The 25,802-nt window shown below is 37.3% G+C and carries 22 protein-coding genes, 1 tRNA gene and 1 pseudogene; 20 read left to right on the forward strand and 4 right to left on the reverse strand.

Features of this window, described 5'->3' with window-relative positions; translation table 11 throughout:
• Positions 1-3 precede the first annotated feature (3 nt).
• On the forward strand, positions 4-1,302 hold the full coding sequence (locus SVZ03_10105; protein MDY6934559.1) for a hypothetical protein: 1,299 nt from the start codon (positions 4-6) through the stop codon (positions 1,300-1,302).
• A gap of 164 nt (positions 1,303-1,466) precedes the next feature.
• Positions 1,467-2,495, forward strand: coding sequence for a DUF3943 domain-containing protein (locus SVZ03_10110; GenBank protein ID MDY6934560.1), 1,029 nt, complete (start codon positions 1,467-1,469; stop codon positions 2,493-2,495).
• A gap of 35 nt (positions 2,496-2,530) precedes the next feature.
• On the opposite strand, the gene SVZ03_10115 is transcribed toward SVZ03_10110, so the two are convergent.
• The 4 genes from SVZ03_10115 to acpS form a co-directional block, all read right to left on the reverse strand.
• Positions 2,531-4,498: an aldehyde ferredoxin oxidoreductase N-terminal domain-containing protein gene (locus SVZ03_10115; GenBank protein ID MDY6934561.1), complete on the reverse strand. Its 1,968-nt coding sequence runs from the start codon at positions 4,496-4,498 to the stop codon at positions 2,531-2,533.
• A gap of 23 nt (positions 4,499-4,521) precedes the next feature.
• Positions 4,522-6,249: a cation:proton antiporter gene (locus SVZ03_10120; protein ID MDY6934562.1), complete on the reverse strand. Its 1,728-nt coding sequence runs from the start codon at positions 6,247-6,249 to the stop codon at positions 4,522-4,524.
• 211 nt (positions 6,250-6,460) lie between these two features.
• The gene (gene mazG, locus SVZ03_10125; protein ID MDY6934563.1) at positions 6,461-7,240 is read right to left on the reverse strand and encodes a nucleoside triphosphate pyrophosphohydrolase; all 780 of its coding nucleotides are present in this window, start codon (positions 7,238-7,240) and stop codon (positions 6,461-6,463) included.
• Positions 7,241-7,352: 112 nt separating this feature from the next.
• Positions 7,353-7,733, reverse strand: a complete 381-nt coding sequence (gene acpS, locus SVZ03_10130; protein ID MDY6934564.1) for a holo-ACP synthase — start codon at positions 7,731-7,733, stop codon at positions 7,353-7,355.
• Between the two features lie 302 nt (positions 7,734-8,035).
• Here acpS and SVZ03_10135 point away from each other — a divergent pair, with 302 nt between their 5' ends.
• The 18 genes and pseudogenes from SVZ03_10135 to SVZ03_10220 all read left to right on the forward strand — a co-directional run bounded on the left by SVZ03_10135 (position 8,036) and on the right by SVZ03_10220 (position 25,578).
• The gene (locus SVZ03_10135) at positions 8,036-9,025 is read left to right on the forward strand and encodes a FecR domain-containing protein (protein MDY6934565.1); all 990 of its coding nucleotides are present in this window, start codon (positions 8,036-8,038) and stop codon (positions 9,023-9,025) included.
• 247 nt (positions 9,026-9,272) lie between these two features.
• On the forward strand, positions 9,273-9,509 hold the full coding sequence (locus tag SVZ03_10140; GenBank protein ID MDY6934566.1) for a hypothetical protein: 237 nt from the start codon (positions 9,273-9,275) through the stop codon (positions 9,507-9,509).
• A 304-nt stretch (positions 9,510-9,813) separates the two neighbouring features.
• A pseudogene (gene rpsB, locus SVZ03_10145) lies at positions 9,814-10,497 on the forward strand (30S ribosomal protein S2).
• A 503-nt stretch (positions 10,498-11,000) separates the two neighbouring features.
• Positions 11,001-11,597, forward strand: coding sequence for a translation elongation factor Ts (gene tsf / locus SVZ03_10150; protein MDY6934567.1), 597 nt, complete (start codon positions 11,001-11,003; stop codon positions 11,595-11,597).
• A 3-nt stretch (positions 11,598-11,600) separates the two neighbouring features.
• Positions 11,601-12,332: a UMP kinase gene (gene pyrH, locus SVZ03_10155; protein ID MDY6934568.1), complete on the forward strand. Its 732-nt coding sequence runs from the start codon at positions 11,601-11,603 to the stop codon at positions 12,330-12,332.
• A gap of 12 nt (positions 12,333-12,344) precedes the next feature.
• Positions 12,345-12,902 (forward strand): ribosome recycling factor, encoded by a 558-nt coding sequence (frr, locus tag SVZ03_10160; GenBank protein ID MDY6934569.1) that lies wholly within the window; start codon positions 12,345-12,347, stop codon positions 12,900-12,902.
• 5 nt (positions 12,903-12,907) lie between these two features.
• Complete coding sequence (gene uppS / locus SVZ03_10165) at positions 12,908-13,624, forward strand: polyprenyl diphosphate synthase (protein MDY6934570.1); 717 nt, start codon at positions 12,908-12,910, stop codon at positions 13,622-13,624.
• Positions 13,621-14,502, forward strand: coding sequence for a phosphatidate cytidylyltransferase (locus tag SVZ03_10170; GenBank protein MDY6934571.1), 882 nt, complete (start codon positions 13,621-13,623; stop codon positions 14,500-14,502). Before uppS ends, SVZ03_10170 begins: the two co-directional genes overlap by 4 nt.
• A gap of 17 nt (positions 14,503-14,519) precedes the next feature.
• Positions 14,520-15,686, forward strand: a complete 1,167-nt coding sequence (dxr, locus tag SVZ03_10175; protein ID MDY6934572.1) for a 1-deoxy-D-xylulose-5-phosphate reductoisomerase — start codon at positions 14,520-14,522, stop codon at positions 15,684-15,686.
• The gene (gene rseP, locus SVZ03_10180) at positions 15,683-17,251 is read left to right on the forward strand and encodes an RIP metalloprotease RseP (protein MDY6934573.1); all 1,569 of its coding nucleotides are present in this window, start codon (positions 15,683-15,685) and stop codon (positions 17,249-17,251) included. Before dxr ends, rseP begins: the two co-directional genes overlap by 4 nt.
• A gap of 91 nt (positions 17,252-17,342) precedes the next feature.
• A complete protein-coding gene (locus SVZ03_10185) occupies positions 17,343-18,524 on the forward strand; it encodes a radical SAM protein (protein ID MDY6934574.1) in 1,182 nt (393 codons plus the stop codon).
• A 141-nt stretch (positions 18,525-18,665) separates the two neighbouring features.
• Positions 18,666-19,763 (forward strand): flavodoxin-dependent (E)-4-hydroxy-3-methylbut-2-enyl-diphosphate synthase, encoded by a 1,098-nt coding sequence (gene ispG, locus SVZ03_10190; GenBank protein ID MDY6934575.1) that lies wholly within the window; start codon positions 18,666-18,668, stop codon positions 19,761-19,763.
• Between the two features lie 25 nt (positions 19,764-19,788).
• Positions 19,789-20,589: an SUMF1/EgtB/PvdO family nonheme iron enzyme gene (locus SVZ03_10195; protein ID MDY6934576.1), complete on the forward strand. Its 801-nt coding sequence runs from the start codon at positions 19,789-19,791 to the stop codon at positions 20,587-20,589.
• A 386-nt stretch (positions 20,590-20,975) separates the two neighbouring features.
• Positions 20,976-21,392 (forward strand): PaaI family thioesterase, encoded by a 417-nt coding sequence (locus SVZ03_10200; GenBank protein MDY6934577.1) that lies wholly within the window; start codon positions 20,976-20,978, stop codon positions 21,390-21,392.
• Positions 21,393-21,620: 228 nt separating this feature from the next.
• A tRNA-Leu gene (locus SVZ03_10205) sits at positions 21,621-21,704 on the forward strand.
• Positions 21,705-21,958: 254 nt separating this feature from the next.
• A complete protein-coding gene (locus tag SVZ03_10210) occupies positions 21,959-23,446 on the forward strand; it encodes an AAA family ATPase (GenBank protein MDY6934578.1) in 1,488 nt (495 codons plus the stop codon).
• A gap of 490 nt (positions 23,447-23,936) precedes the next feature.
• Positions 23,937-24,683: a flagellar filament outer layer protein FlaA gene (locus SVZ03_10215; protein MDY6934579.1), complete on the forward strand. Its 747-nt coding sequence runs from the start codon at positions 23,937-23,939 to the stop codon at positions 24,681-24,683.
• A 49-nt stretch (positions 24,684-24,732) separates the two neighbouring features.
• A complete protein-coding gene (locus SVZ03_10220) occupies positions 24,733-25,578 on the forward strand; it encodes a flagellar filament outer layer protein FlaA (protein ID MDY6934580.1) in 846 nt (281 codons plus the stop codon).
• Positions 25,579-25,802 lie beyond the last annotated feature (224 nt).

Genomic DNA, 25,802 nt, shown 5'->3' on the forward strand with positions numbered 1-25,802 from the left:
ATTATGAAAGGGATATTAAAAATAGTAGACACAGCTCTTAGGCTTTACCTGATCGCAATACCCTCTCTTCCAGTTTTTGCCTTTTCTTCAAATTCCGAAAACATATCTCAAGAGGAGATTCAGAAGAACATTCATTATCTACTTCGTGAATACAGGCAAATCCTTCAGAAGAAGGATTGGAAGGTTGTAATAGAGACTAATCAACTGAGAGCCTATTATTATAATTATAAATACAGAGAGATCAGAGCACAAATTGAAGTAGCAGAGGAAACAGACCAGATTAAATTTGTTATATCCCTTGCTAATGGGGGTCAGCACTGGCAAAGGAATTTTATTATCAAAGAGAAACTCCCACTGGATAATGCTTATGCCAGGAATATGATGCTAGCCTTCATGTTGAATCCATTATTTTCAGAGGACAGGTCCCAGGTTAATAACCAGATATTTTTTTCACATGTGGCCATAGGATACAACAGAACCCATGATAATAGAGAGTTTTATCCTCAATGGAAAGAGGGTAGCATATATTTTGCAGGAGAACTGCAATACGATCCTTCAATAAACACCAAGGAGAGGGATATCCCCTTGTCAATAGGGGATTATATGTCATTTGACTTTTATGTTGCCTATGATTCACAGATTAGGGAGAATTATTCAAATATTGACATTCTCTTATTTGGCAAGCATAAATACGGAATTTCTGATTCCAGCAGTACTAGATCCCTTCATGGCTTTTTCAATGGTATAGAGTATTTCCGACCGAGTTTCAGGGACTCAACAATGCATTGGGATCACCAAATATACAAAAAACAGCCCCACATTCAGTTCTTCCTGTATAGAGTCCTCTCGTGGGGATTTATTAGGTCCACAACTGGACAAGGTATATATACAACATCATTTATGGCTGGAATTGGTCCTTCAATAAATTCTTCTCTCACTGCCACAGGTATCTCAAGAGCAGAAGAGGATAATCTCAGTCACATCTTTAAATCATACCCAGTATATCGAAGACAAAATTTTTATTACAGTGTAGCATTACCCCTGTCTGTTTCATTCTTGGTTGATAAAATCCACAACCTAAGGTTACAAACCGGATATAACTGGTATCTATTTTATGCTATAGAGAATGAGAGAGCCTATGAAATGCTAAATATGCTAAAATTATCTGTTGGTTACTATTTATTGGATAATCTTTTATTTGACATAAATTATGAATTCTGGAATATAAACAGCAGAGTAGCAAGTGACACAAAACAGCATCAATGGAATAGGATAGTGCTTGAAATAGAATATCTCTTATGATGTTTTATACATCTTAGTATAAACCAAAAGCAATGACTAATTTAAAGAGAATAATGAAATCCTGGGAAATAATATGCATTGTTTGCATAATATGTGTATTGATATCCGATATCCTCTACTCCAAGGGTAATCATAACTATAATAGTAGGATAAATCTGATTGATATGGATATAAATTCTCCTGTATTGAAACTAATGCAAAATACGGGATTATTCAATTACCATAGCGCTGATGTAAACTATTTATCAGATAGGTATAAATTATTCGACTCTAATGATCAGATAAGCATCATAAGCAATTCAAAAAATTACGAAGGGGCGGATTATATCGCCTTTGATATATACTCCAAGGATAATCAAAATCAACAATTTAGGCTTAACTGGGACATAAGGAATGATATTGAATCGAACTCACTCAGGGATGAGTCAATGAAGAAGATTATGAATTTTGTTATGTCCACACGTGGAAGAGATATAAATGAAGTGATTCTTAATGACACTATATATTCTAAAGAGATTAAGAATTTCAATTTAGCCTTTTATGATGATGAAGGTGGGAGTCATACAAGTAACTATTCCATTACTTTCGAATCAAGTCCATCATTTCAATATCGGTTTTTAAGAACCAGTGTGGAGATTATATTTTTGAATGGCCTCGGTGTTGCAAACTATTGGATAAACAAACATGAAAATGAGGTTGATTGGGAATACGGATATAGCTGGAAAGAACAGAAACGGAAGGTGGAAGAGGGATGGTCCTTGGATACAAACAATTTTCGGACGAATACGGTCTATCATATCTATTCTGGGGCAGTCTATTATCAAGCCGCTAGAAGTAATGGTTTCGGTTATTCAGCATCAACAGCATTTGCCTTTGCAGGAAGTTTGATGTGGGAATATTTTGGTGAGTTTCATGAACAGGCTTCTGCTAATGATATGATATTCACAACTATGGGGGGCGCAATCCTTGGAGAGGCTTTAAGAAATGCCAGTATCTATGTTGAAAGAAGGTTTAAAGTGGGTCTCTTTGGTAATATATTTGCCTTTCTGCTTGATCCCCTCAGGATTATTAATAAATACATTGATTCCAAGATGGGAGATGACTATAATTTTAATGTTACCTTCTCCAACCCTGCTCAAACCATCCTAGGAAGAAATATTGATGATATTGTAACATCCAAAGATGGGAGGTAAAACATCAAGCTCTTTTGCTGCCCTATTACTAAGGATCAAGCGAGAAGGCCTTCACTCTCAAGTGTTTGAGCCACATCTTTCATATTGAGTTCATTTAGCTTGGCCTTTGTTTGGAGACCTGTGGATACATCCCAACCCCTGATATCATAATATTCGTCCATCATCTTCTTAAATGCCTCTCTATCAACAACCATACCCCTTCTTGAAAAGGGTTCTCCATCCTTTCCAGGCACAAGGCATTCTGGATTGCCAAAGTCTCCTTTTAGGGGATCAATGAAATTGAACTCCTCCAGTGTATCATACTCTCTTCCCTTGCGTCCCTCTCTATTATGAACCGCTCTTTGTAGATTATAGATTCGTTCACCAATTTTGTATAGTCCATTTTCATCGATCTCCTGACCCGTTACTGCTGTATAGAGTTGGCTCTCCAGGGTGGGATCGCCCACATGGTCATCAGATACAGCCGAATATAGGATGGGCCATGTGAAATCACATAGAATGAGACTCTCCTTTGCATATTGACGATCCTGAATCCTGACTCCAGCCATGGCCTTGCCCTCATATGTTGAAAAATCAGCAGCTACCTCGCTTCCCCAAAACCTTTTGCCAATCCCTCTAATCGCATCAGAGCTGATGCCAATATTTCTCAAGCTGTCTAACATTGAAAATTCTCCAAGGGGAGATTGTGAAGTTGATGCTTGGGCTTGAATAGCCCACCTAACGGCCAAGGTGCTTACTTCATGAAGGAGTTGGATCGGAAGCCTGGGCTCAGTTGCATAGAATATACCAGTTGTAAGGTACATCCTTGCCCCATAGACAGGATTGTAACCGGTTTTTGTGATATAATCTGTAATGAGCTTCTCTCCCTCTTCACCTAAAGTACTGGCTGCCTTGTGGGTGCCTTGGGCAAGCACATCTCCAAAATCCTCTCGATGTGATATCTTTCTTATCAAGGTCTCAATAAATTCCCTGCTTCCGATTTTAGAAATGGGAATGCCGGTCTGTTCATCTGTTAAAAGCCCTGACTTATAGCATCTGCTCAACCACATTATCATTGTCTCAACGCCATGGGTATCTAGGCCATAATCATCGCACAGCTTATTTGCCAGATATGGGACCTCATTGTATTCACCATAATAGCGAAATGCTCGAATTTCATAGAATATAGAAGATTGACACATGAACTTGCCCCTCTTGCCGTCCTCACCAGGAAAGGTCGCGCGTATGCATGCTCCCATACAACCATAGCATATGTTTTTTTTTAGCCTATCTATAGGAATCATTGGAGAGAGAGGTAAAACCTCCTTAACAGGCCCTCCAATCATTACCAGTATCTTTTCCTTTATATCCCGAATCTTTTGGCGATTAGCTACATGGATCTTGTTCTCCCCCCTTACAGCAATAGCCTTTAGGTTTTTAGAACCCATCACAGATGCTAATCCGCTCGATCCGCTGGAGTCGCTGTCCGCTAAGAAGGTGGAAAAGGTTACGCCATTCTCGCCAGCAGGGCCAATGGCCACTACTCGAACGGAAGAGCCATGTTTTTCCTTTAGTTCTTCACGGCAGGTAATTGCGCCCTTGCCCATAAGGTGAGTTGCATCCCTTAGCTCTATATCATCTCCATTGATCCAAAGATAGACAGGTTTATCCGCCCTGCCGTGAAGAACCAGGGCATCAAAACCTGCATGCTTCAATTGAGCGCCCCATGCGCCGCCTAGATTGCAGAATGAGAACTGATTGTGTATAGGTGATTTTCCACAGACCTGCCACCTGGAACCGGCAAAACCTGTAACCGCTGTCACAGGGCCAGTAGCAAAGATGAGCCTGCTCTCTGGATCAAATGCCTCAACATGGGGGGGGGATTCATCCCAATATATCTTGACAGCGATACCCCTTCCCCCTAAGTAAAGATCAGCATAGTCTTCTGTAGGGACTCTTTCATTTAAACCTGTCGAAAGATTTACCTTTAGAATACTTCCAGCATATCCTTTCAAGTAAGTCATTTAATTTCTCCTGTATGTTTTAATTAAAATTTTCGGAACACAGCCAGTACGTCATTCTGGCTAATGATTCCTTTAAGACGATCAGTCTCATTTTCATCAACTACTGGGAGATAACTTATATTTTTATGTTTCTTAAAGATTTTGAGGACATCACCTATTGTGCTGTTTGGATGAGTTACTATTTGAACCTCTTTAACCAGATCGAGCGCTACTATCAAATTTGTAAGAATTGGATCGAATAATACATTACGAATGTCGCTATAATCAATTACCCCCACAAAGCGTCCCTCTTTATCTAGGATTGGGAAGCGATCATAGCGACTGTGAGCAATTAAATGCAAAAGTTCGTCAAAAGGAGTGTCTTCATGTATTGTATTCACATTAGTTCGCATTATATGCTTCACTAATATATCCTTGGCGTTATCTACACTATGCCCCATGGGTATTCCGATAGAAGATCTGAAGTAGTTGACCACCTGGTGTACTCCCTCAAAAGAACCAATAGGCGCCTTTTTAGCTAGTAATGTGAGAAGTGGCACCTCCCCGGCTCGAACAAGCCCGAACCGAATGCTTATTGGTCCAATGAGTTCAAATATTACAACCGAACCCAATACTACTGTGCTAATTATTTCTTTGCCAGGCATATTCATATCCCTTAATGAGTGACATAAGCCAATAGCTACTCCTGCCTGGGCTAGCATCGCAAATCCTGACCAATTCTGTTCAGGATTTTTGAATTTGCCAAATTTAGCACCAAGTCGGCATCCTAATAATTTCCCTATAATTCTAGCCACTATATAAGCAAATCCCAATACACCAATATGAGTTAATGCCTCCAAGTGCAAAGTCGCTCCTGCTAATACAAAGAAAATCACATAGAGGGCATAATCGAACTGTTTAATAGAGTTTAAAACCTTATCCGCTTGTGGAGAGAAGTTTACAAACAACATCCCACAGGCAAAACTCCCAAGTAAGAAATTATATCCAAATAATTTGCATAAACCAAGAACAGCTATGTTGCCTCCAAGTGTCAATAACTGAAATTCTGTTACAAGTTCGAGTCGTTGAGCCCAAATACTCATGATGAATCCTAAAATCCCACCAATTAGAATAGGATTTATAATCTGCGATAATAAATCGAATATGTTGTCTTTAGGGGTTATTAACAAAAAAGTAGCGATAATAAATGCTATAATTGTGAAGAGATTATTAAAGCCAATAAGTGTAGTTACTGCATCTGTTACAGGTCCCTCAGATTCGTATTCACGAATTACCATAAGCGTTGCCGCAGGCGCTGTAGCAATGGCAAAAATGCTCAAGAATATGCTAAGATAAAGTGGAAGGCTAATATCATGCGTAAATCCTTCGATTAAATGTTCAGTATACAGGAGTGAAGCAACAAGGATACAGAGGAAAACCAGGCTACATGTGATAACTATTTCAGATATCGAGAAGATTATGATGCGACGCTTCCATCGCTGTAACAATTCACCCCGAAATTGCATAGCAATAGAAAATACAATCAATGTTAAGGCAATTTCCGATATAGTATAAAGCCGATTTAATATATATGCATTTAAGATGGGTTGTATGTTGAATAAATCAGCAAATGATGGTCCAACAAATAAACCGGTTAACAGATAACCAGTAACCCTAGGAATATGAAGCCTGGCGACAAGTCTGCCGATAAATAGCGCTAATAGAAATAGAACTGCAAGTAAGACAAATGTTGTGGCTAAAGAGTCATTCATATACTAATTCCCCTACATGTTGTTGAGCAATAAATGGGAAAAGGATTTATTTTAGTCCCGAAGGAGGATATATATACTCACCATTAGAGTGTTATTCGGGTTTCATTACATTTGTATACATTACACATAATAAATAACATCCTCTTTTGTGATGGCATTACACAAATAGCCTATAGTTATTACAACCTTCATGCTGGCACAGTTGACACCATTAAGGTTCTTTTGCTCTTTCCCAGATTTCATCTAACTCATTAAGGCTCATCTCATCCATCTTTTTCCCAGACTGTAATGTCTCTTTTTCAATATATTGAAATCTCTTTATGAATTTTTGTATAGTCTTTTTAAGCGCCTCTTCCGGATTGATTCCAATAAAACGAGATATATTGACAAGTGTGAAAAAGATGTCTCCAATCTCCTCATAAATCAATTCTGGATCATTTTGAGATAGCGCCTCCCTGAATTCTCTGATCTCTTCTTCGAGTTTGATGTTTACATCTTCAATCCTGTCCCAGTCGAAACCAATTCTGGAGACCTTTTGTTGTACCCGATAGGCCTTTAGAAGGGCTGGTAGATGTTTGGGTATCCCGTTGAGGATGGATTCCTCTGGTTTTTTTTCTTCTCTTTTAATATTTTCCCACTTCTTTATAACATCCTTCTTGTTATCAATCCTTTCATTTCCAAATACATGTGGATGTCTACGAATTAGTTTATTGATGATGCCCTTGGCAACATCGTCTATATTGAAGTTTTTCTCTTCACTGGCCAACTGTGCATGCGCATAAACCTGGTATAGTAGATCGCCAAGTTCTTCTTTTAAATTATCTATGTCACCATTTTCAATTGCGTCGATAACCTCATAGGTCTCTTCAATGAGGTATGGTTTCAGGGTATTGGAGGTCTGAGCTTTATCCCATGCGCAACCTTTCTCTCCCCTTAAAATTGAGGCGATATCCTGCAACTGATATAGTGGTTCATTTCTCTTTAACTCCATAAAGCAACTCCAGTATAGAAAAAATATAAGTAATATTCATTTTAATAATAACTTATCCCTCAAATTAGCAAGATAAATGATGTCTGTCTAAATAATATCTATAATTAAGCCTCTATGGTATTTCAATTATGACTAAGGCAATAGCATAATCCCTTTCATGGCTTATGCTAATGTTGACAATAGGTTGCCCTGCATCAATGTGTATGGATAGCTTTTCCATAATTATGCTTGTGTTATTAATATAGGGTTTACCTTTATGGTCATTTAAGATTTCAATTTCACTATATCTAATATCATGTCTCTCTCCCATGGCTTTAATTATTGCTTCCTTAGCCGCAAATCTTCCAGAAATATAAATATGCTGATTCAGATCATGGAGTTGTTCTATCTCTGCCTTTGATAATATCCTTTGAATAAATCTATTATGATAGATATCAATAAGTCTTTTGATTCTGTTAATTTGAACGATGTCAATACCAATGCCATAAATCATTAATTGCCCTATAATATAGTAATATATTTTCTTGGAGAAGTGTTCATTATGCCAATCAATGCATTGAATGGGTCATCTTTTCTATTGATTTTATAACTGTCACTAGGTTTTTTGTTGATCAAATCGAATTGATACCAAATATGCTTATATCCCTTCCTCCACTTTACAACCTTATGGATGGTGTTATAATAAAGATGATTTTAGTAATTTTTACTTGACGCTCCCTTTTTGTACTGTAACTTTAATCAACATTGTTGTGATGATGGAAAAGTATTGATTTCTTTATTACCTAGGAGGAGTGCATGAAACGAGTAATTTCATTTTGTGTTTTACTTTTTATCATTATTGGATTAAACTGTAAGAAGAAAGACGAATTCATTGATATTAGTGGTATTATTAACTTTATCAATGGAGATGTCAAACTAATTCTTGAGGATGGGAAGATAATCAAGGCTAATGTGGGTGATGAGATCAGACAGGGGATAACCCTAAAGACTAGCGGTGATAAATCTTTTGTTGATATATATTTCGGAGATAATATTGTAAAGGTCTTAGGAAATACTGTTGTTAACATTAAGAGGCTTTTATCTAATGTTAATGCTGATACAGAAGAGTATCAATTCTTTGTTGAAAAGGGGGGGATGTTTTCGAGAGTCAAGAGAAAACTTGCAAAAGGGGATGTGTATAGCGTTATGACTCCCACAACCACTGCTGGTGTTAGGGGTACAGATTTTCTGGTTTCTGAAGAGGATGGTCAGGCTAATGTAGCATGTTTATCCGGCCTCGTTTCAGTGTTGAATAATTCATTAACAGATACCGAGCCTGTTGTGTTAGAGGAGAGGGAAGAGACTGATATCATTCCTGGGCAGAATATGGTCAAGAAACAGATTTCAGCGGATAGAATGAGAATGTTGAATATTCTTCTTGAAATAAAGGAGATGAGGGAAGAGATAAGAAGGAAGTTTGAGAAGCAGCGGGAGGAGATCAGGAAGCATGTAGTTGATCAAAGGGAAAAGGACAAGGATATTCTGGATAAACAGAGGGAAAAAGATCGATCCCTTGTGGAGGATCAGAAGAAGAGAGATCAAGGGTTGATTAAGGGGATCCAGGATGAGACAGAGGGATTGAGGGATGATGTGGTGGGAGATGCTAAGGGGAAGATGGATGAGGCAAAGGATGTTGATAAGGAATCAGCAAAGAAAAGGGCTGAAGACCAGAAGGAAGCTATGAAGCCAAAAATTGAGAAGTTTAAGTTTAATAAGGATCAATTTAAGGGAAAGCAGAAAGAATAATTAGCCTTGATCCCTAATATTGATTGGGGATTATATATAATTAAGCGCCTTTGTTTTTTATTATTACAAATGATGCTATTTTATCAGGATTTAAAAGTGGGATGCAAATCCTTATCCTGCAAGTGTATAAATCTGCTATTGTGATTTGATGAGAAATTATTTGGAAGTAACAGACTTAAGAGAAAACTAAGCGTAAATAGCTTGACAGAAATTTATATGTAGAGGAAGTGTTGAAAGCAAATTTATTATGACTTTTATTAAAGGGAATCTTGGTTTTTTTATAGTTTTTCTGATAATCGGCGGTATTTTGGGTTCAGCAATGGGGACGCTTTTGGCTAAATTGTTCCCAACCTTATCTATTGTAAAGAGTAATTTGACTGCACCAATTGGATTTAATTTAGAGATTATCAGTTTCAGCATTAGATTGAATTTGGCAGCCATAATAGGCATGATTGTTGGAATTTTTATTTATCAGAGGGTATAATTTATTGAGCTTAGGGCTGTATATCATATATAACAGATTCTTGCTGATAAAGTCGCATCTCCAGATAGGTTAGACATATATTCCTTATAATTGAAAAATCATTCATAATACAAATGACGTAATTATAATGATGTTGTATGTTTAATGAAATTTAATTGTAATAAGCAGCATAGATATTATGGATATAGATTTTTTAAAGGAATGCTAAAAAATAGATACAATTTGAGTACAATGAGCATTTTATTTCATGTGCTTATATAATTAAAAATACTGAAGAGAGGAGACAGGTTAATTGGGAGTAACAATGAAGGAGCTTTTAGAGTCTGGTGTACATTTTGGGCATCAGACGAGAAGATGGGATCCCAGAATGTCCTATTATATATTTGTAGCTAGGAACGGGATTCACATTATAGATCTTCAAAAGACGATGCAGTTATTGAAGGTCGCTATTAAGGCAATGAAGAATATTGCTGCTGAGGGCGGTAAGGTGCTTTTTGTAGGCACAAAAAAACAGGCAAAGGCAGCTGTTGTTCAACATGCTGAACGCTGTGGAATGTTTTATATCTCAGAGAGATGGCCAGGTGGTTTGTTGACTAATTTCCAGACTGTTAAAAAATCAGTCCAAAGATTGAAGGATTTAGAGGGGATGCAGGAGACTGGTGTATGGCAGGCTGAGACTAAAAAGGAGATTCTTGATCTACAGAGGGAGTTAGCTAAAAAGAACAAGATGCTTTCCGGTATTAAAGAGATGCATAAATTGCCTGACGCCCTTTTTGTAATAGATCCCAAGAGGGAGACTATTGCAGTAAGGGAAGCGAGAAAGCTGGGAATACCCATAATTGCTGTTGTAGATTCTAATTGTAATCCAACTGAAATTGATTATCCAATACCTGGTAATGATGATGCTATCAGGGCTATTGATTTATACTTAAGCGTTATGGCCAATGCTATAATTGAAGGCATTTCAGCCGGTCAGTTAGTAGAAGAGAATGAGTTAAAAGAGGAAGGGGATACAGTATCGAGTGGAGAAGCTGATGTGGCTGATAAAGCTAATGCGGAGGCTGTAGAAGGGAGCGCGTCAAAGGATGTTGTAGCAGGTGTTATTGAAGATGGAGCGGTTAGCGAAGCTGTATCGGAGGTTGCGGAAGGGGAGGTCTCTAATGATGTTGTAGCTGGGGGTGTTGAGGATCAAGTAGTTGATGATGTTAAAACTGAGGTTGAGGGCGCATCTGAATCTGTAGCAGAGGTTAATGAAGATGAAGTGGTTGGTGAAGTCGCTTCTAAGGTTGCGGAAGAGGTTTCGCCTAGTGATGCTGTGAAAGGGGTTGAAGAGGAAAGGAAAGCTGATGAGGTTGATGCTGAGGTTGGGGGTGAGGATTCAGAAGATAGCGCCAATGATGATCAAACTGGTTAGGACAGTGGTGTTGGGACGAGATATCGGAGAATGAAAATGGGATTTGATGTTCAAAACAACATGTTAGGAGATATCGAATGGCAGAAATAACAGCTGGAAAGATAAAGGAATTGAGGGCGGCGACTCAAGCAGGCATGCTTGATTGTAAGAAGGCATTGGTTGAGTGTGATGGTGATATTGATAAATCAATAGAATATTTAAGGAAAAAGGGTCTTGCCTCAGCCGGGAAAAAGATGGATAGAATAGCAAAGGATGGTATCATTGCTTCATATATACACAACAATTCAAGGCTTGGAGTGCTTTTAGAGTTGAATTGTGAGACTGATTTTGTTGCCAAAAATGAGGATTTTGAGGAATTAGCAAGGGAATTATGTATGCAAGTAGCTGCAGCAAATCCATTATATGTGTCCATTGATGAAGTTCCTGAAGAGGATAAGGAGAGAGAGAGAGAAATTCTACGAGAACAGCTTAAGGAGTCAGGGAAGCCACCTGAAATAGTGGAAAAGATAGTGGAAGGGAAGATGAAAAAATTCTATTCTGAAGTCTGCTTGCTAAATCAGGAATATATAAGGGATTCTAACCAGATAATTGAGGATGTTATTAAAAATAAAATCGCTACATATGGAGAGAATATTTCAGTTGGAAGGTTTGTTCGTTATTCTATAGGGAATTAACAAATGGATAATGAGAATGAGAAGGAACCACCTTCATTTAAAAGGATTCTGATTAAGTTAAGCGGAGAGGCTTTAGCAGGTCAGGATAAGGTTGGAATTAATACAGATACGATAAAGAGGATAGCTAATGATGTAGTAGACGTCTATAGGCTTGGGATTGAGGTCGCAATTGTTATTGGAGGTGGGAATATATTCAGGGGGGAGACAGGAAAGGCTCTTGGGTTGGATCGAATTACAGGTGATTACATGGGAATGCTCGCAACTGTGATAAATTCATTGGCATTCCAAGATGTTCTTGAAAAGATCGGGCTCCCTACCAGGGTAATGACATCAATAGAAATGCATACGGTTGCTGAACCTTACATTCGTAGGCGAGCGATACGTCATCTTGAAAAGGGTCGAATAGTGCTTCTCTCAGGGGGAAGCGGTAATCCTCTATTTACTACAGATACAGCCGCAGGGCTTCGCGCAATTGAGATAGAAGCCGATATTTTAATGAAGGCTACCAGGGTTGATGGCATATATGATAGTGACCCAGAGAAGGTTAAAGATGCGGAAAAAATTGAATCTATATCGTATATAGATGTAATACAGAGAAAACTAAAGATAATGGATCTTACCGCGATATCGCTTTGTATGGATAATAGTATGCCTATTGTTGTATTTAATCTTTTTCAAAAGAATTCTATTTATAGGATTGTAAAAGGCGAGAAAATTGGAACAATGGTTTCATGAAAAGGGTGAATTATGATTGAGGATATTGTATCTGATGTTGAAGAGAGAATGACTAAGAGTATGCAAAACTTGGAGAAGGGATTTGCCTCCATAAGAACTGGAAGAGCGAGCCCTTCCATTTTTGATAATGTTAAGGTTGATGTGTATGATACTGAGATGCCACTTAATCAGCTTGCTACGATCTCATGCCCTGAGTCAAGATTGGTAGTGATCCAACCCTGGGACAATCAAAATTTGTCTACTATAGAAAAGGCGATACTTAAATCGGATCTCTCTCTAAATCCTAATAATGATGGGAATCTCATAAGAATTCAGATACCCGATTTAACAGAGGAAAGACGAAAAGAGTATGTAAAGCTGGCTAAAAAGAAGGCGGAGGAATGCAGAATCGCAATTAGGAATATCAGAAGAGATGGTAATGAAATGGTGAAGGAACTAGAAAAGGATAAGGAGATTTCAGAGGATGAATCGAGAACAGCTATTAATAGACTTCAGAAGATTACAGATAAAAAAATAGAAGAGATTCAGAGATTAACCGAGAATAAAGAGAAAGATATTTTAAATATCTAAATTCAATGAAGGACTATAAAAGGTTAATTGATCCGAATAGAGTTGCAGCACATGTGGCAATCATAATGGATGGCAATGGTAGATGGGCAGAGAAGAGATCGTTACCCAGGTTAGAAGGACATAGGAGGGGGGCAGAAGTAATAGACTCCTTAATGGATGTTGCCGTAGACTTAGGTCTTCAAGTCGTAACTCTTTATACATTTTCCACCGAAAACTGGTTGCGTCCCAAAGCTGAGGTTGATGGCTTATGGGAGATAACTGAGTCCTTTATAATTTCCAAAAAGGAAAAGATAAAGCAAAATGATTTAAGAATTATCTTTTCAGGAATAAAGAATGGACTTCCAGCCTCAACACTCAGAATTATTGAAGAGTTGATCGAGGAGACAAAAAATAATAAAAAGATGACCATTAATTTCTGCGTAAACTATGGTGGGCGCCAAGAGATAGTCGATTCAGTAAATCAATGGATTCAGCACCGCAAACTGAATGAAAGTTTGACAATCGATAAATTGAATAAATATCTCTACACCTCTGAATTGCCAGATGTTGATTTGATGATAAGAACAGGTGGAGAATATAGAATCAGTAATTTTTTGCTATGGCAATTGGCCTATACTGAATTCGTTTTTTTGAAGGTATTATGGCCAGACTTTAAGCCTAATCATCTCTATAAGGCTATTTATGAGTACCAGAATAGGGATAGGAGATTTGGTGGATTGTGAATGATGTAAATAGAGTCACAATAACAAGGATATTAAGCGCTGCCATAGCTTTGCCTGTTTATGTTTTTGCCTTTATATCGGACTACCTGCATTCAATTCCTGTATTGATTGTCTCTATGATAATTTCTATTATTTCACTCTATGAATTTTATCATATGTGTGTTAGATCAAATGATGAGAAGCCATTCATTTTTATTGGGTTATTTACTGGCGCAATTGTTAATATTGTGATGTACTATTTTGCATATGGAGAACTCTATCAATCCATAAATAGCCAAGTCTTTGATGCTAGAATTATCTTTGCAATAATTATTTTTCTAATAGCTACTATCCTAATCCTACAGCTCTGTAGGAGACCTATCAAGGGAGGAATATATTCCCTGTCTGTCACTGTCTTTGGAGTAATGTATATTGGATTCTTCTTTTCACATATTATACTAATGAAGGCCCTGCAGGATGGCTTTTTCTATATTTTGATATTGAACATCGTTGTAATGCTTAATGATACAGGTGCCTATTTTGGTGGGATCCTGTTGGGTAAACACAAGACAAATTTTGCAGTGTCTCCTAACAAGACCTGGGAGGGATACGCTTCTGGTATGCTGATTAGCATTTTGTCTATGATAATAACAAATGAAATATTTATGGCTTTTTATAATAAATACCTCTTCACCTTGATCGAGTCTGTAGTGTTAGGTATATTCTTAAGTATATTTGGGCATATGGGCGATCTCGTTGAGTCCTTAATAAAGAGGGATAGCGTCAGAAAGGATTCTGGCTCAATAATACCCGGACATGGCGGAATGTGGGATGCCTTTGATGCCCTTATATTTACGTTTCCATTCTTCTATTATTATATTGTTCTAAAAGGAGTTTAGTACAACATATCGTAACAATGTCCTCTAACGTTACAATACTTGGTTCAACTGGATCGGTTGGTGTTTCTACATTAAGAGTCATCAAATCCTTAGGCAAAGAATTTCAGGTATATGGTTTAAGCTGTCATCGGAATTTAGATTTGATCAAAGATCAGATACGCGAGTTTGATCCAATAGCTGTTGCTGTTAGCTCAGATGAGATTATAAAATCAGAGGAGTATATAAAATTTAAAGAAGAGTTCCCTGAGGTTGAATTTTTTGATGGAGAGGCTGGAGTAACTGAACTTGCTAGCAGGAGAGTCGATATACTGGTTTCTGCGATTGTTGGAGCCGCTGGTCTTAAACCTACGATATCTGCCATACCGAGTGTTAAAAGGGTTGCCCTTGCTAATAAAGAGACATTAGTTATGGCAGGCGATATCATTTCACAAAAGGTGAAAGAATATGGGACTGAGCTAATCCCAGTAGATAGCGAACACAATGCTATTTTTTTCTTATTAGAAAAAGTTAAAATACAAGACATTAAGAGAATTATTCTAACAGCCTCAGGCGGAAGCTTGAGGGATCGATCAATTGCCGAATTGAAAACTGTTACACCTGAAGAGGCATTAGCTCATCCTACTTGGAATATGGGCGATAAGATAACTATTGATTCGGCCACAATGATGAATAAGGGATTAGAGGTAATTGAGGCTCATCATCTTTTTGATATTGATTATGATTTTATCGATGTGGTAATTCATCCGGAGAGCATAATCCATTCAATGATTGAAACGATTGATGGTGCAGTTTATGCATATATGAGTGTTGCTGATATGGCGTTTCCTATCTTAAATGCGCTTACATTCCCAGATAAAAGAGATAATGATTTTGGGGGTTTGGATTTGGTAAAAATAGGTAATCTTAACTTCCAATCATACGATAATAATAGATATCCAGCATTGGGACTGTGCTATCAAGCAGGGAAAACGGGAGGGACAATGCCTTCTGTTTTGAACGCCGCTAATGAGGTTGCGGTTATGGCATTTCTGAATGAGGAGATACCCTTTACAGATATTGTAAAAATTGTCGAAAAGATTATGGGACTTCATAATACAATATATGAACCAGACATCAATGAGATATTTGAGGCTGATGTATGGGCAAGGGCAGAAGCGAATAGAATAATAAGAGGAAGAGTATGATGACACTAACGTATATCTTGGCAGCTATAATCCTTCTAGGATTTTGCATATTCGTTCATGAGTTAGGGCATCTCCTAGGGGGAAAAATGGTTGGCATAAAGGCTAAAATTTTTTCCATAGGATATGGAAAGGGAATTGTGAAAAAGAAGGTTGGTGATACTACCTATCAAATAACCCTTATCCCTTTTGGGGGATATTGCCAGTTCTATGGAGAGGATCCTAAGGAGAAGAGGGCTGGGGAGGACTATGAATTTCTATCAGCACATCCATTGAAGAGGATCGTAGTAGTTATAATGGGGCCATTGTTTAACCTCTTTTTTGGTATTCTTTTATTTTTTATAATGAATACAATTGGTTACCCTACTGAGACAAATCGAGTGAGTATTCCAGATGCCATGAAATCTGAAGGATTAATGTCACCAGCGTATAAAGCTGGAATCAGGGACGGGGATCGAATTATTGAAATTAATGGCGAAAAGGTATATACATTCTCTGATATTAGAATTGATACCCTCTTTAGCAAAGGAGAACCCTTAAGGGTCAAGGTGGAGAGGAATAGTAAGAATCTTGATTTTCTTGTTGAGCCAAAAAGATTTTCTGAGAAAGGATTTTATGCCATGGGAGTAATGCCCTATGGTGAAAGGGTGTTGATTGTTCGAACATTAGAGGATGATGTTGCAGATGAGGCTGGTATTGAGCAATTTGATGAGATCAAGAGGATTGATGGAAGAATAATAAAGACTCCTAAGGAATTTACCAAATACATAAGAGCAAATCCAGGGAAGGATGTAAGTCTGCAAATATATAGATCGGGTAAGGATATTGATCTTACAATAAAACCCCGATTGAAGGAATTGATTACAATCCAGCATTTTGAGGATAATAGATTTAAGGGGGAAAAATACACAACAACGATTGAAAGATTGGATATTATCCGAAATGCAATAAACGATAGGAAATTAAAAATCAATGGCAAGATTATTGCCTCCTTTGGAGATTTTGTAAATAACCTCAACAGAAATGCGGGTAGGGCAATTAGGATTGAAAATTCTGGCGGTACATATTATGGGATATGCAAATATGAGAAATTTGGTTTTGTTGGTGTGGAGACTGCGGTTTCTTCTGAAATGATTGAAGTTAATTACGGCATATTGAGTGGATTTGCAAGGGCGATAGTAGAGCCCTTTGATTTTATAATAATGAATATGAAGGCTTTTGGAATGCTGTTCTCCGGTAAGTTGAATGTGAGAGAGAGCATTTCCGGACCAATACGAATTGCTAAGATTGCGGGTGACGTGGCGTATTATAAGGGTAGCTCAGCATTTATAATTTTAATGGCAAAGATTTCAATAATATTGATGATAATGAATCTTCTCCCCATCCCAGCAGTGGATGGAAGTTATATCATCTTTTTCATCTATGAGACAATTAGAGGAAAACCTATCAATGAAAAGGTGCTTGAGAAGATTCAATTTGTAGGTATCTCAATACTCATTATTTTGGGTGGATTTGTGATATTTAATGATCTCTCATTTTTTCCTTTTTTCCAGAAGCTCTTCAATTAATTGTAATATCCGGTAATCAATTTGTTATGAAATTTTTATCCTTATTATAGAATCAATATTGCTTTGCAGAGGATAATTATAAAGGTGCCATATGATAAGAAGGGATGAACTCTCCACACTATTTGATGCTGAGTCGGAACGGCTATCTTATGAGAAGGGTCCATCAAGGCCACCAAGCGAGGCGCGTTCACTGCTTATAAGGATTACTCGTGGGTGTCCATGGCATAGATGTATATTCTGCTCAAGTCATCGAACGATGAAGTTTAGTTTGAGATCGGTTGATGAGATTAAGGAGGATATTAAGACTGCTAGAAAGATTTATGACAAGATTAAGGAGATATCCTGGAAATTAGGATTTGGAGACGATCTAAGACGTGCTGCGGCTTTTGTCTATGATAATCCGTTGAATGAAAGCTATGCTAACGTTGCGATGTGGCTGTATTATGGCGAGAATTCTGTTTTTTTGCAGGATGCTGACGCTCTTTCGATGAAGGCTTCAAGATTAGAAGAGGTGTTGAGATTTTTGAAAGAGAATTTTCCTGAAATAAGCAGGATCACCTGTTATGCTAGATCTACATCAGCCGCTAAGAAGACCTTGGAAGAGTTGAATGCGCTTCATGATGCAGGACTTACTAGATTGCATATGGGAATGGAGAGTGGATGCGATGAAGTGCTCGATTTCACCCGAAAGGGGGTTACGGCTGACATTCATATCGATGGCGGGAAGAAGGTTGTTGAATCCGGAATCTCACTTTGCCTATATATTATGCCAGGACTTGGTGGTAGGCGTTGGTCTTCTGAGCATGCCCATAAGACAGCGATTGTCCTAAATGAAATAAATCCTGCCTTTATTCGTCTGAGAAGCATCTCTATTCGAGAGGATATACCATTATTTGAAAAACTTCAGAATGGGGAATATGAATTACAGACAGACGATGAGGTGGTTCAAGAGATAAGAAGCATAATTAGTGAGTTAGAGGTTACAAGCTATCTCGCTAGTGATCACATAGAAAATCTTTTACAGGAAGTTGAGGGCCAATTGCCGGAGGCAAAGGAGGGGATGCTGAAGATCATAGATAAATACCTATCAATGCCATCAGCAAAGCGAATAAATTTTCAATTAGGCAGAAGGGCAGGATACTATGCGTCTATGGAGGATCTTAATAATCATATCAAGTATGAGCAGATTGAGCAGATGCTTCGGAGTATAAAAGCCGGCGGTGAGGATTTTGAAAGGGTGATTTTTAAATTAAAACGTCGTTTTCTTGTATAATTAAATAGAACTCATCGTTAATCTTATCTTCTAATTCTTCTACTACCGCAAGGGATAGGGTAACATAAATCATATAGCGGTATCTATTGTTTCCCTTCAGCCAATCCTAATGCAGACAATACTTCAGGATTATTATATACATTGAACGAAGAACGAGTTCATACTAAAAGAATCAATGTAAGGGGCCTTCCGATCGGGGGTGGAGCTCCTGTATCGATACAGTCGATGACCAATCTTCCCATTGAGGAGGTTGAGGCTACTATTAGACAGATTGAAATGCTCAGAGATGAAGGAGCAGATCTTGTTAGGTTAGCAGTAAGAGGGGAAGATTCCATCATTTATCTAAAAGAGATAAGGAGTATGATTGATATGCCTTTATCTGCTGATATTCATTTTAACTACAGGATTGCAATAAAGGCTATTAAGGCAGGGATTGATAAAGTAAGAATAAATCCGGGCAATATTGGCGATCAGAAAAGGGTAAAAGAGATTGTTCGGGTTTGCAAGGAATTTAATGTTCCAATCAGAATTGGTGTAAATAGCGGTTCAATTGATAGGAAAAGATTTCAGGATGTTTCTGCTCAATCTCTTGTGGCCTCGGCATTGGAGCATATCAATATATTAGAGGATAGTGATTTTTATGATATAATAGTGTCTATAAAATCATCGGATCTATTTCATACTATAGCCGCAAACAGACTCTTTTCCTCACTAAAGGATTATCCTCTTCATATAGGCCTAACAGAGGCTGGATTTGGCGTGAGTTGTGTGGTACATAGCGCCATAGCGATAGGTTCTCTGCTCCTTGAAGGGATCGGTGATACTATAAGGGTTTCAATGACTGGCGATCCAGTTGAAGAAATAGTAGTTGCTAAGAGGATTCTTGAATCTGTAGGGATGAGAAATCCTGTAATTAGGGTTATTTCTTGTCCTACTTGTGGGAGAATTGATCCTTCAGTGAATCTCCTTGATCTTGCAACTGCAATAGAAGAGGAATTAATGTGTAGGTTTGGTAATGTCCTACAGGATGGGAATAGGAATATCACAGTAGCAGTTATGGGATGTGAGGTTAATGGCCCTGGCGAGGCTTCACATGCCGATGTCGGAGTAGCTGCTTGTAGGGGGGGGGAGATGTTGCTTTTTTCTGAAGGGCAGAGATTAAATAAGATTATGAAGAAGGATGCAGTGGCTTCCCTAAAAAAAGAAGTAGAGAAAATTATTTCGCTTTGGAAAAAGTAATCAATTGGTAAGGATTGAAGAGCGAGTGAATATTGATATAGATAGATATGTAGAAATAGAAAGGGGAAGCTATAGTATCGGTGTATGTAAAGACATTATCGAAAAAATGTCTAAAAAAATTGGATGTGCTGATATTAAAAGAGAATTTCTTTATAATTCTTATCCCTTGCATGATGTTGAGATAGAGGGATGCCAGATAGCGAAGAGACTAGTGACACTATCAGAGTTTGAGAGATTTGTTGATGAGAGTGGATATCTGACCGATGCGGAGAGGGATGGATGGGGATGGACATGGGAGGATAGATGGATCAAGAGGAGGGATGTTTATTGGAAGGCTCCCTTCCATGGAAAAGCAGATGATATATACTATAAGAATAAGAATATCATTCCAGTTTTACAAGTAAGCTGGAACGATGCAATTGCCTATTGTGGTTGGCTTTCAATGAAGGCCAATTGTGTGAGACTCCTATACGAGAGGGAGTGGGAGGTCTTCGCACAAGTATCTTCTTTTGCAGGGATGGGGGATATAGATTCAAATAATAACAGAAAGCTGTATAATTGTAAGGTTGATTATTTGAAAGATCTCATCAGTATGATTAATTCCAATCCTGAAGATCATTATCCAGGTATGCTTTGGGAATGGAATTATGATTGGTTCGATATCTATCCTAATGGTATTTCTAATAAGGAATATGGCACAGTGTATAAGGTGTTAAGGGGAGGCTCCCTTCAGAGTTATGCTGTTCAAAGAACGAGAGAGTATAGATTTAGGAGATGCCCGAGTGCAAGGAGTCCCTTCTATGGATTTAGGATTGTGATAGCTTGAATTAAGAATAAGGAATAATTATCAGCATTTTCCCACTACCATTCATACAAGGATTCATTAAGGCACTTGGTAGTTGTACATGTTTAGATAATTACTATGATTATGGCAGATTGATGCATGGCTTATTAAGGTTGAGATTTCTCGGTTAGGCATTGAATCAGTTCTTTTGGCACATAGCTATTAGGATTAATCGTGTGTTAATATACCTAATCATATTAAAATATAGTGATGAATACAGATGAATCTTCCTACCTGTATTGGATTATTACTAGGCTCCATATATAATACCTAAAATTGATTTGAATTTCCATATAAGATAGTGAGTGATGTTCGTGAATATAGAAAAAGTCTTGACAAAGGATAATTGATATTTCTTAATTGAGTCCATGATTGAATTTGAAGATAGCACATGCTTTGGTTGTGGTGAAGAAAATGAGTGTGGACTCAAGCTAAAACTAAAGTATGACAAAGATACTAAAACAACTTATGGCGAGTATGTTGTTTCACAGAGATTTGAGGGACCACCCAACATCATACATACGGGGATTGTGACTGCATTGTTAGATGAGACGATGATGACAATAAATAAGTATATGGAATTGACAGCAATAACAGGCGAGTTATCCATCAGATGTCTTCAGCCAGCCTTTATAAATGAGACCTTACATTTGCGTGGATGGCATGTAAAAAAGAACAAACGGATAATAGAGAATAGGGCTGAGATAGAAAATGAAATGGGTAAGATTGTTGCAAGAGCCAAGGGAAAGTACCTTGAGGTTGATGATATTCCCCAACCCGAATAATTGGGATATAGTGTAACAAAACTCAAGAAGATGCCACTTATTTTAACACATTAGTTTAATGATATAATTCCGATACATTTATTCACAACTAAACTAATTGATTGCCATAATCGATAATATTTTGTAAAGATGAAGGAAAGGCAACCAGGGAGGGATCATCTTCATCAATCATATTAAACTGTCTTATATCAATTTTTTGTAGGTTTGTCTTCAGATTAATTGATTGTTGCCGAAGTGGTGAAACTGGTAGACGCAGCGGACTCAAAATCCGCCGGGGGCAACCCCATGAGGGTTCGAGTCCCTCCTTCGGCATATGAGTATATAGGTTTACTTATTAGAATGGGTGAATTATTGCACTATAATGATAAGGGGTATTCTTACTTAAAGATCTGTTTTTTTCTTGTTTGATTAACCAATGATATATGTTAGAATAGGGTGATTACAGCTAACCTGTTAAGGTGATTAGGTTATTTTAATTAAAATCAATGAAGAAGGAATAGTGCGTATTTTATTTCTATGATATGATGGAGTCTAAAATTATATAGATAATAATTAAGGTATGAAAGATGTCAACTACTTTATTTGATCCCCAGAAGGAATGGGATGAAATGCTTAAAATAAGTTCCGAGAGGATTGCGGAGACCGATGCTGAGACCATCGGTTCCGAATCAGGAAGTAATATTCATGAATCCGACGTCAATTTTGATATTAGACCTGAAGAATTGGAGAGTTATTTAAACAAATATGTAGTGGGTCAGGAAAGCGCTGTCGAGATAATAGCGACCAAGGTATGTACCCATTTTAACAGGATGAAGTTAGAGGAGTCAATACCAGAGGATGAGAAGATTGTCGGAAATATCAAAAGTAATATGCTCTTGATAGGGCCAACTGGTGTAGGCAAGACATATATTATTAAGCTGATTGCAAAAAAGATTGGGGTTCCTTTTGTTAAGGCCGATGCTACAAAGTTTAGCGAAACGGGCTATGTAGGAGGAGATGTTGAAGATTTAGTTAGAGAGTTAGTGCATGAGGCCAATGGTGATATTAGTAGGGCAGAATTTGGAATAATATATCTTGATGAGATAGACAAGATTGCATCTTCAGGTGGGCTTTATGGTCCGGATGTATCAAGAACCGGTGTTCAGAGGAATCTATTAAAGCTTATGGAAGAGGCTGATGTGGATTTGAAGACACCGCACGATTTAGCCTCCCAGGTTGAGGCTGCAATGGAAGCCCAGAGGACAGGACGGGTTATTCGTAAAAAGATAAGGACAAGAAATATACTCTTTATAGTTTCAGGTGCTTTTAATGGATTAGATGAGATTATAAAGAAGAGATTGAATATGCAGGCCATTGGCTTTGATAAAGCATTTACACCAAGTGAGGAAAGACAGGATGTATTAAAGATGGTAAAGACCGAGGATCTCATAGAATTTGGATTTGAATCGGAATTTATTGGAAGACTCCCTGTGACAGTAATTTTGGATAATCTTAATGAAGAGGGGTTGTACAAAATTCTAAAAAATAAATATAGTAGCGTAGTCATAGGCAAGAAGCTCGATTTTAAGGCTTATGATATTGAACTCGATTTTACAGATGATGCATTGAGGTTGTTCTCTCAAAGAGCATACCATGAAAAGACGGGAGCGCGAGGTCTTATTAGTGTATTTGAAAATTCATTAATTAAATTTGAAAAAACATTACCATCAACAGATATTAAAAAATTGCAAGTTACCGGAGATTTAGTGGAATCGCCACAATCGTTTCTTAGAAAGATGCTTTTAGCTGATAATATTAAAAGATTTCAAAAAGAGTATATTTTAAAGCATGAAATATATCTAGAATTTGATAAAGAAGCAATTACTAAAATTCAGGAAATAGCGGTTAATAACCATAAGAGTATCAAACAGGTATGTGAAGAGCTCTTTCATGATTATCATCATGGGATAAGGCTACTGGGTATGGATAGTTTTGTGATTAAGAAGGAGGCAGTGGAGAATCCATCAAAATATCTGGATGAATTTATTCGCAATCATATAAAAAAAGATCAATAGCATCATCCCTAATTACAACTTTCATATTCGTTCGATTCAATTATGTCAATATGCTGCTGTCTCTTAATATTGAATAGATTATGTTTTAGGGGTTATTCCTTTGTTTTGGGATTAGACTATTATACTTAAGAGCTAAATCTCATTATATATTATTTGTTGGAATTTACATTATTAAATTTCATTGTTTGTAATAATTGCATCACTAATCCGTTATTGAAAGATATTACCTAAATTATCCTCACAATATCACACCTATCTGGAATTCAGGGTTTATAAATATTTTCGTATAAAATATCTTTTTATGTTAAATTTCTTTACATTTTCTTCCGATTAATTTATAAGGTATATATACATACTATTAATTGGATATATAATGTTTATTAACAATTAATTAATTATATATCGTTTAATTTATAATTTTATTCAGAGAGCGAAACTAATTTATTGATTCTATCTTAAAGCTAATAATTATTAATAAAGGAGTGCGACGATGAAAAGGGAGGTTAGATCTATTCTATTATCAGTTTTAATTGGTTTTACGGTCTTATTTATAGGGAGTGGGAATATTACTCTACAGGCTCAAGAGGATGTATCCGGGGCTAAGACAGAGGTAAAGAAACAGAAGACGGGATTAATAGAGGATTGGTTTAGTGATTTTGAAACCTGTGAAGACTGGAGGGCGGTAGCCACATCTCCTCTTGGTGATACCAAAATAAGAAAGATACCAGGTAAACCCAAACCTGTTGATGAATCAGGGAAGGTGGTGGAGTTTCCTAATGAGATTGCAGACGAGAATGGGATAACACATAAGACTGAATATGTTCTTGGAGTGAAGACCTATTATTCAGATAGAGGTTATGATAGGGTAGAGGTCTTTCCACCCAATGAGTATATTGTAAGGGGTAAAGCGAAGGAGGTTAAGCTTTGGGCATTGGGCCGAAAGTTCAGGCATACACTGTATATTAAATTTAGGGATTTTCGTGGAAAAATTCATAAGGTAAAGGTCGGCAGATTAGATTTTTGGGGCTGGAGGGAATTGACAACTGTTGTCCCAGGTTGGATGCCACAGGCATCCCGTTATGCGTTATTGGATAAGAATTTACATTTTGTCTCTTTTTTCGTTGAATCTGATCGTTTTGAGCCAGCGGGTACCTTCTATTTTTATTTAGATAATTTCAGAATTATTACTGATCTTTCAGAGTTTACTGGAGATCCATCAATAAGAGATACTTGGTAAAATACTAATACAATAGTTGATAAATTGATCTTGTATGGGAGGATTTACAATGACTAATAAACACAAATTCCTAATGATGACATTCAGCGCTTTCATTGTTGTTGTAATTGGACTATTAGGGTATAATAACGCGAATTCAAAGATAATAACAAATATTGAACCAGATATCAGTGCTGAGGAGTGGAAAGCTGTGGTTATTGAGGATTTTGAAAAGCCGCTTGATTGGAGTCTTGATTCTGTACCCAAGAAAAACACTGAACCCAAAAAGGATCCTACACCAGTTTTAAAATTGAAATATATTCAGGGTGGACCCTCGGCTTTAAGACCGGAAAGGTGGACTGCAGACAAGAGGGGTATGGAGAAGAAAACCTGTTTAGGGATTCATTTCAAGTTTAGATATCCTGGATATAATTCTATTCACCTATTGCCACCATTAGAAGTGAGTTGGGACGATCCTAACAAAAAGGTTTTAACCTATGATTCAAGAACAGGAAAGGAAATCCAGGAGAAGGCTATACAACTTCCAGGTAGGGTTAAGGCAATATCTGTGTGGTTTCATGGTAGAGGGAATGACTATAATTTAGAGTGTTGGATTAAGGATCATATTGGCGAGGTACACATTCTTAAATTCGGATCTTTAAATTTTGTCGGTTGGAGGCCATTAAAGGCGTATATACCTAAATATGTGCCACAAAAAATGGAATCATACCCCATGACAAGGGGTTTGAAAATTGTAAGATTTGTTATAAGATCCACACCGGATGCCAAACCTGTAGATGTATATATGTTTTTTGATCAATTAAAGGCCTTAACTGATACATATGAGGTTAGTTTTGATGGTCAAGATCTTCATAAATCCTTTGAGCAGGGGACTTTGGCGCCTGAAGAAAAATAGAAAATAGGCTTGAATTTTTACATAATATTATTGAAAATACCCATCTAATAAGGATGGGTATTTTACTTTGCTGCATCGCAATATGAATGATTTCTGGTTGATGTTTTACTAATGATTTTCATTCCTATTCTATATCACCACCATCCACTTGTTCAAGTTATATTAGAAATGCGGTTATTGGATATACATAAACTCAATCTTCCCATCTTTTTTCCCATTTTTTG

The organism is Spirochaetota bacterium (assembly GCA_034190085.1).
In the GTDB taxonomy this organism is placed as follows: domain Bacteria; phylum Spirochaetota; class UBA4802; order UBA4802; family JAFGDQ01; genus JAXHTS01.

What these genes read in the sequence shown, in the direction of transcription:
- SVZ03_10185 (MDY6934574.1), top strand. Translation starts at nt 17,343, where the DNA reads ATGATAAGAAGGGATGAACTCTCCACACTATTTGATGCTGAGTCGGAA.
- frr (MDY6934569.1), top strand. Translation starts at nt 12,345, where the DNA reads ATGATTGAGGATATTGTATCTGATGTTGAAGAGAGAATGACTAAGAGT.
- SVZ03_10115 (MDY6934561.1), bottom strand. Translation starts at nt 4,498, where the DNA reads ATGACTTACTTGAAAGGATATGCTGGAAGTATTCTAAAGGTAAATCTT.
- uppS (MDY6934570.1), top strand. Translation starts at nt 12,908, where the DNA reads ATGAAGGACTATAAAAGGTTAATTGATCCGAATAGAGTTGCAGCACAT.
- acpS (MDY6934564.1), bottom strand. Translation starts at nt 7,733, where the DNA reads ATGATTTATGGCATTGGTATTGACATCGTTCAAATTAACAGAATCAAA.
- pyrH (MDY6934568.1), top strand. Translation starts at nt 11,601, where the DNA reads ATGGATAATGAGAATGAGAAGGAACCACCTTCATTTAAAAGGATTCTG.
- dxr (MDY6934572.1), top strand. Translation starts at nt 14,520, where the DNA reads ATGTCCTCTAACGTTACAATACTTGGTTCAACTGGATCGGTTGGTGTT.
- SVZ03_10140 (MDY6934566.1), top strand. Translation starts at nt 9,273, where the DNA reads ATGACTTTTATTAAAGGGAATCTTGGTTTTTTTATAGTTTTTCTGATA.
- SVZ03_10215 (MDY6934579.1), top strand. Translation starts at nt 23,937, where the DNA reads ATGAAAAGGGAGGTTAGATCTATTCTATTATCAGTTTTAATTGGTTTT.
- SVZ03_10220 (MDY6934580.1), top strand. Translation starts at nt 24,733, where the DNA reads ATGACTAATAAACACAAATTCCTAATGATGACATTCAGCGCTTTCATT.
- SVZ03_10200 (MDY6934577.1), top strand. Translation starts at nt 20,976, where the DNA reads ATGATTGAATTTGAAGATAGCACATGCTTTGGTTGTGGTGAAGAAAAT.
- SVZ03_10105 (MDY6934559.1), top strand. Translation starts at nt 4, where the DNA reads ATGAAAGGGATATTAAAAATAGTAGACACAGCTCTTAGGCTTTACCTG.
- SVZ03_10120 (MDY6934562.1), bottom strand. Translation starts at nt 6,249, where the DNA reads ATGAATGACTCTTTAGCCACAACATTTGTCTTACTTGCAGTTCTATTT.
- SVZ03_10110 (MDY6934560.1), top strand. Translation starts at nt 1,467, where the DNA reads ATGGATATAAATTCTCCTGTATTGAAACTAATGCAAAATACGGGATTA.
- mazG (MDY6934563.1), bottom strand. Translation starts at nt 7,240, where the DNA reads ATGGAGTTAAAGAGAAATGAACCACTATATCAGTTGCAGGATATCGCC.
- SVZ03_10135 (MDY6934565.1), top strand. Translation starts at nt 8,036, where the DNA reads ATGAAACGAGTAATTTCATTTTGTGTTTTACTTTTTATCATTATTGGA.
- rseP (MDY6934573.1), top strand. Translation starts at nt 15,683, where the DNA reads ATGATGACACTAACGTATATCTTGGCAGCTATAATCCTTCTAGGATTT.
- SVZ03_10210 (MDY6934578.1), top strand. Translation starts at nt 21,959, where the DNA reads ATGTCAACTACTTTATTTGATCCCCAGAAGGAATGGGATGAAATGCTT.
- tsf (MDY6934567.1), top strand. Translation starts at nt 11,001, where the DNA reads ATGGCAGAAATAACAGCTGGAAAGATAAAGGAATTGAGGGCGGCGACT.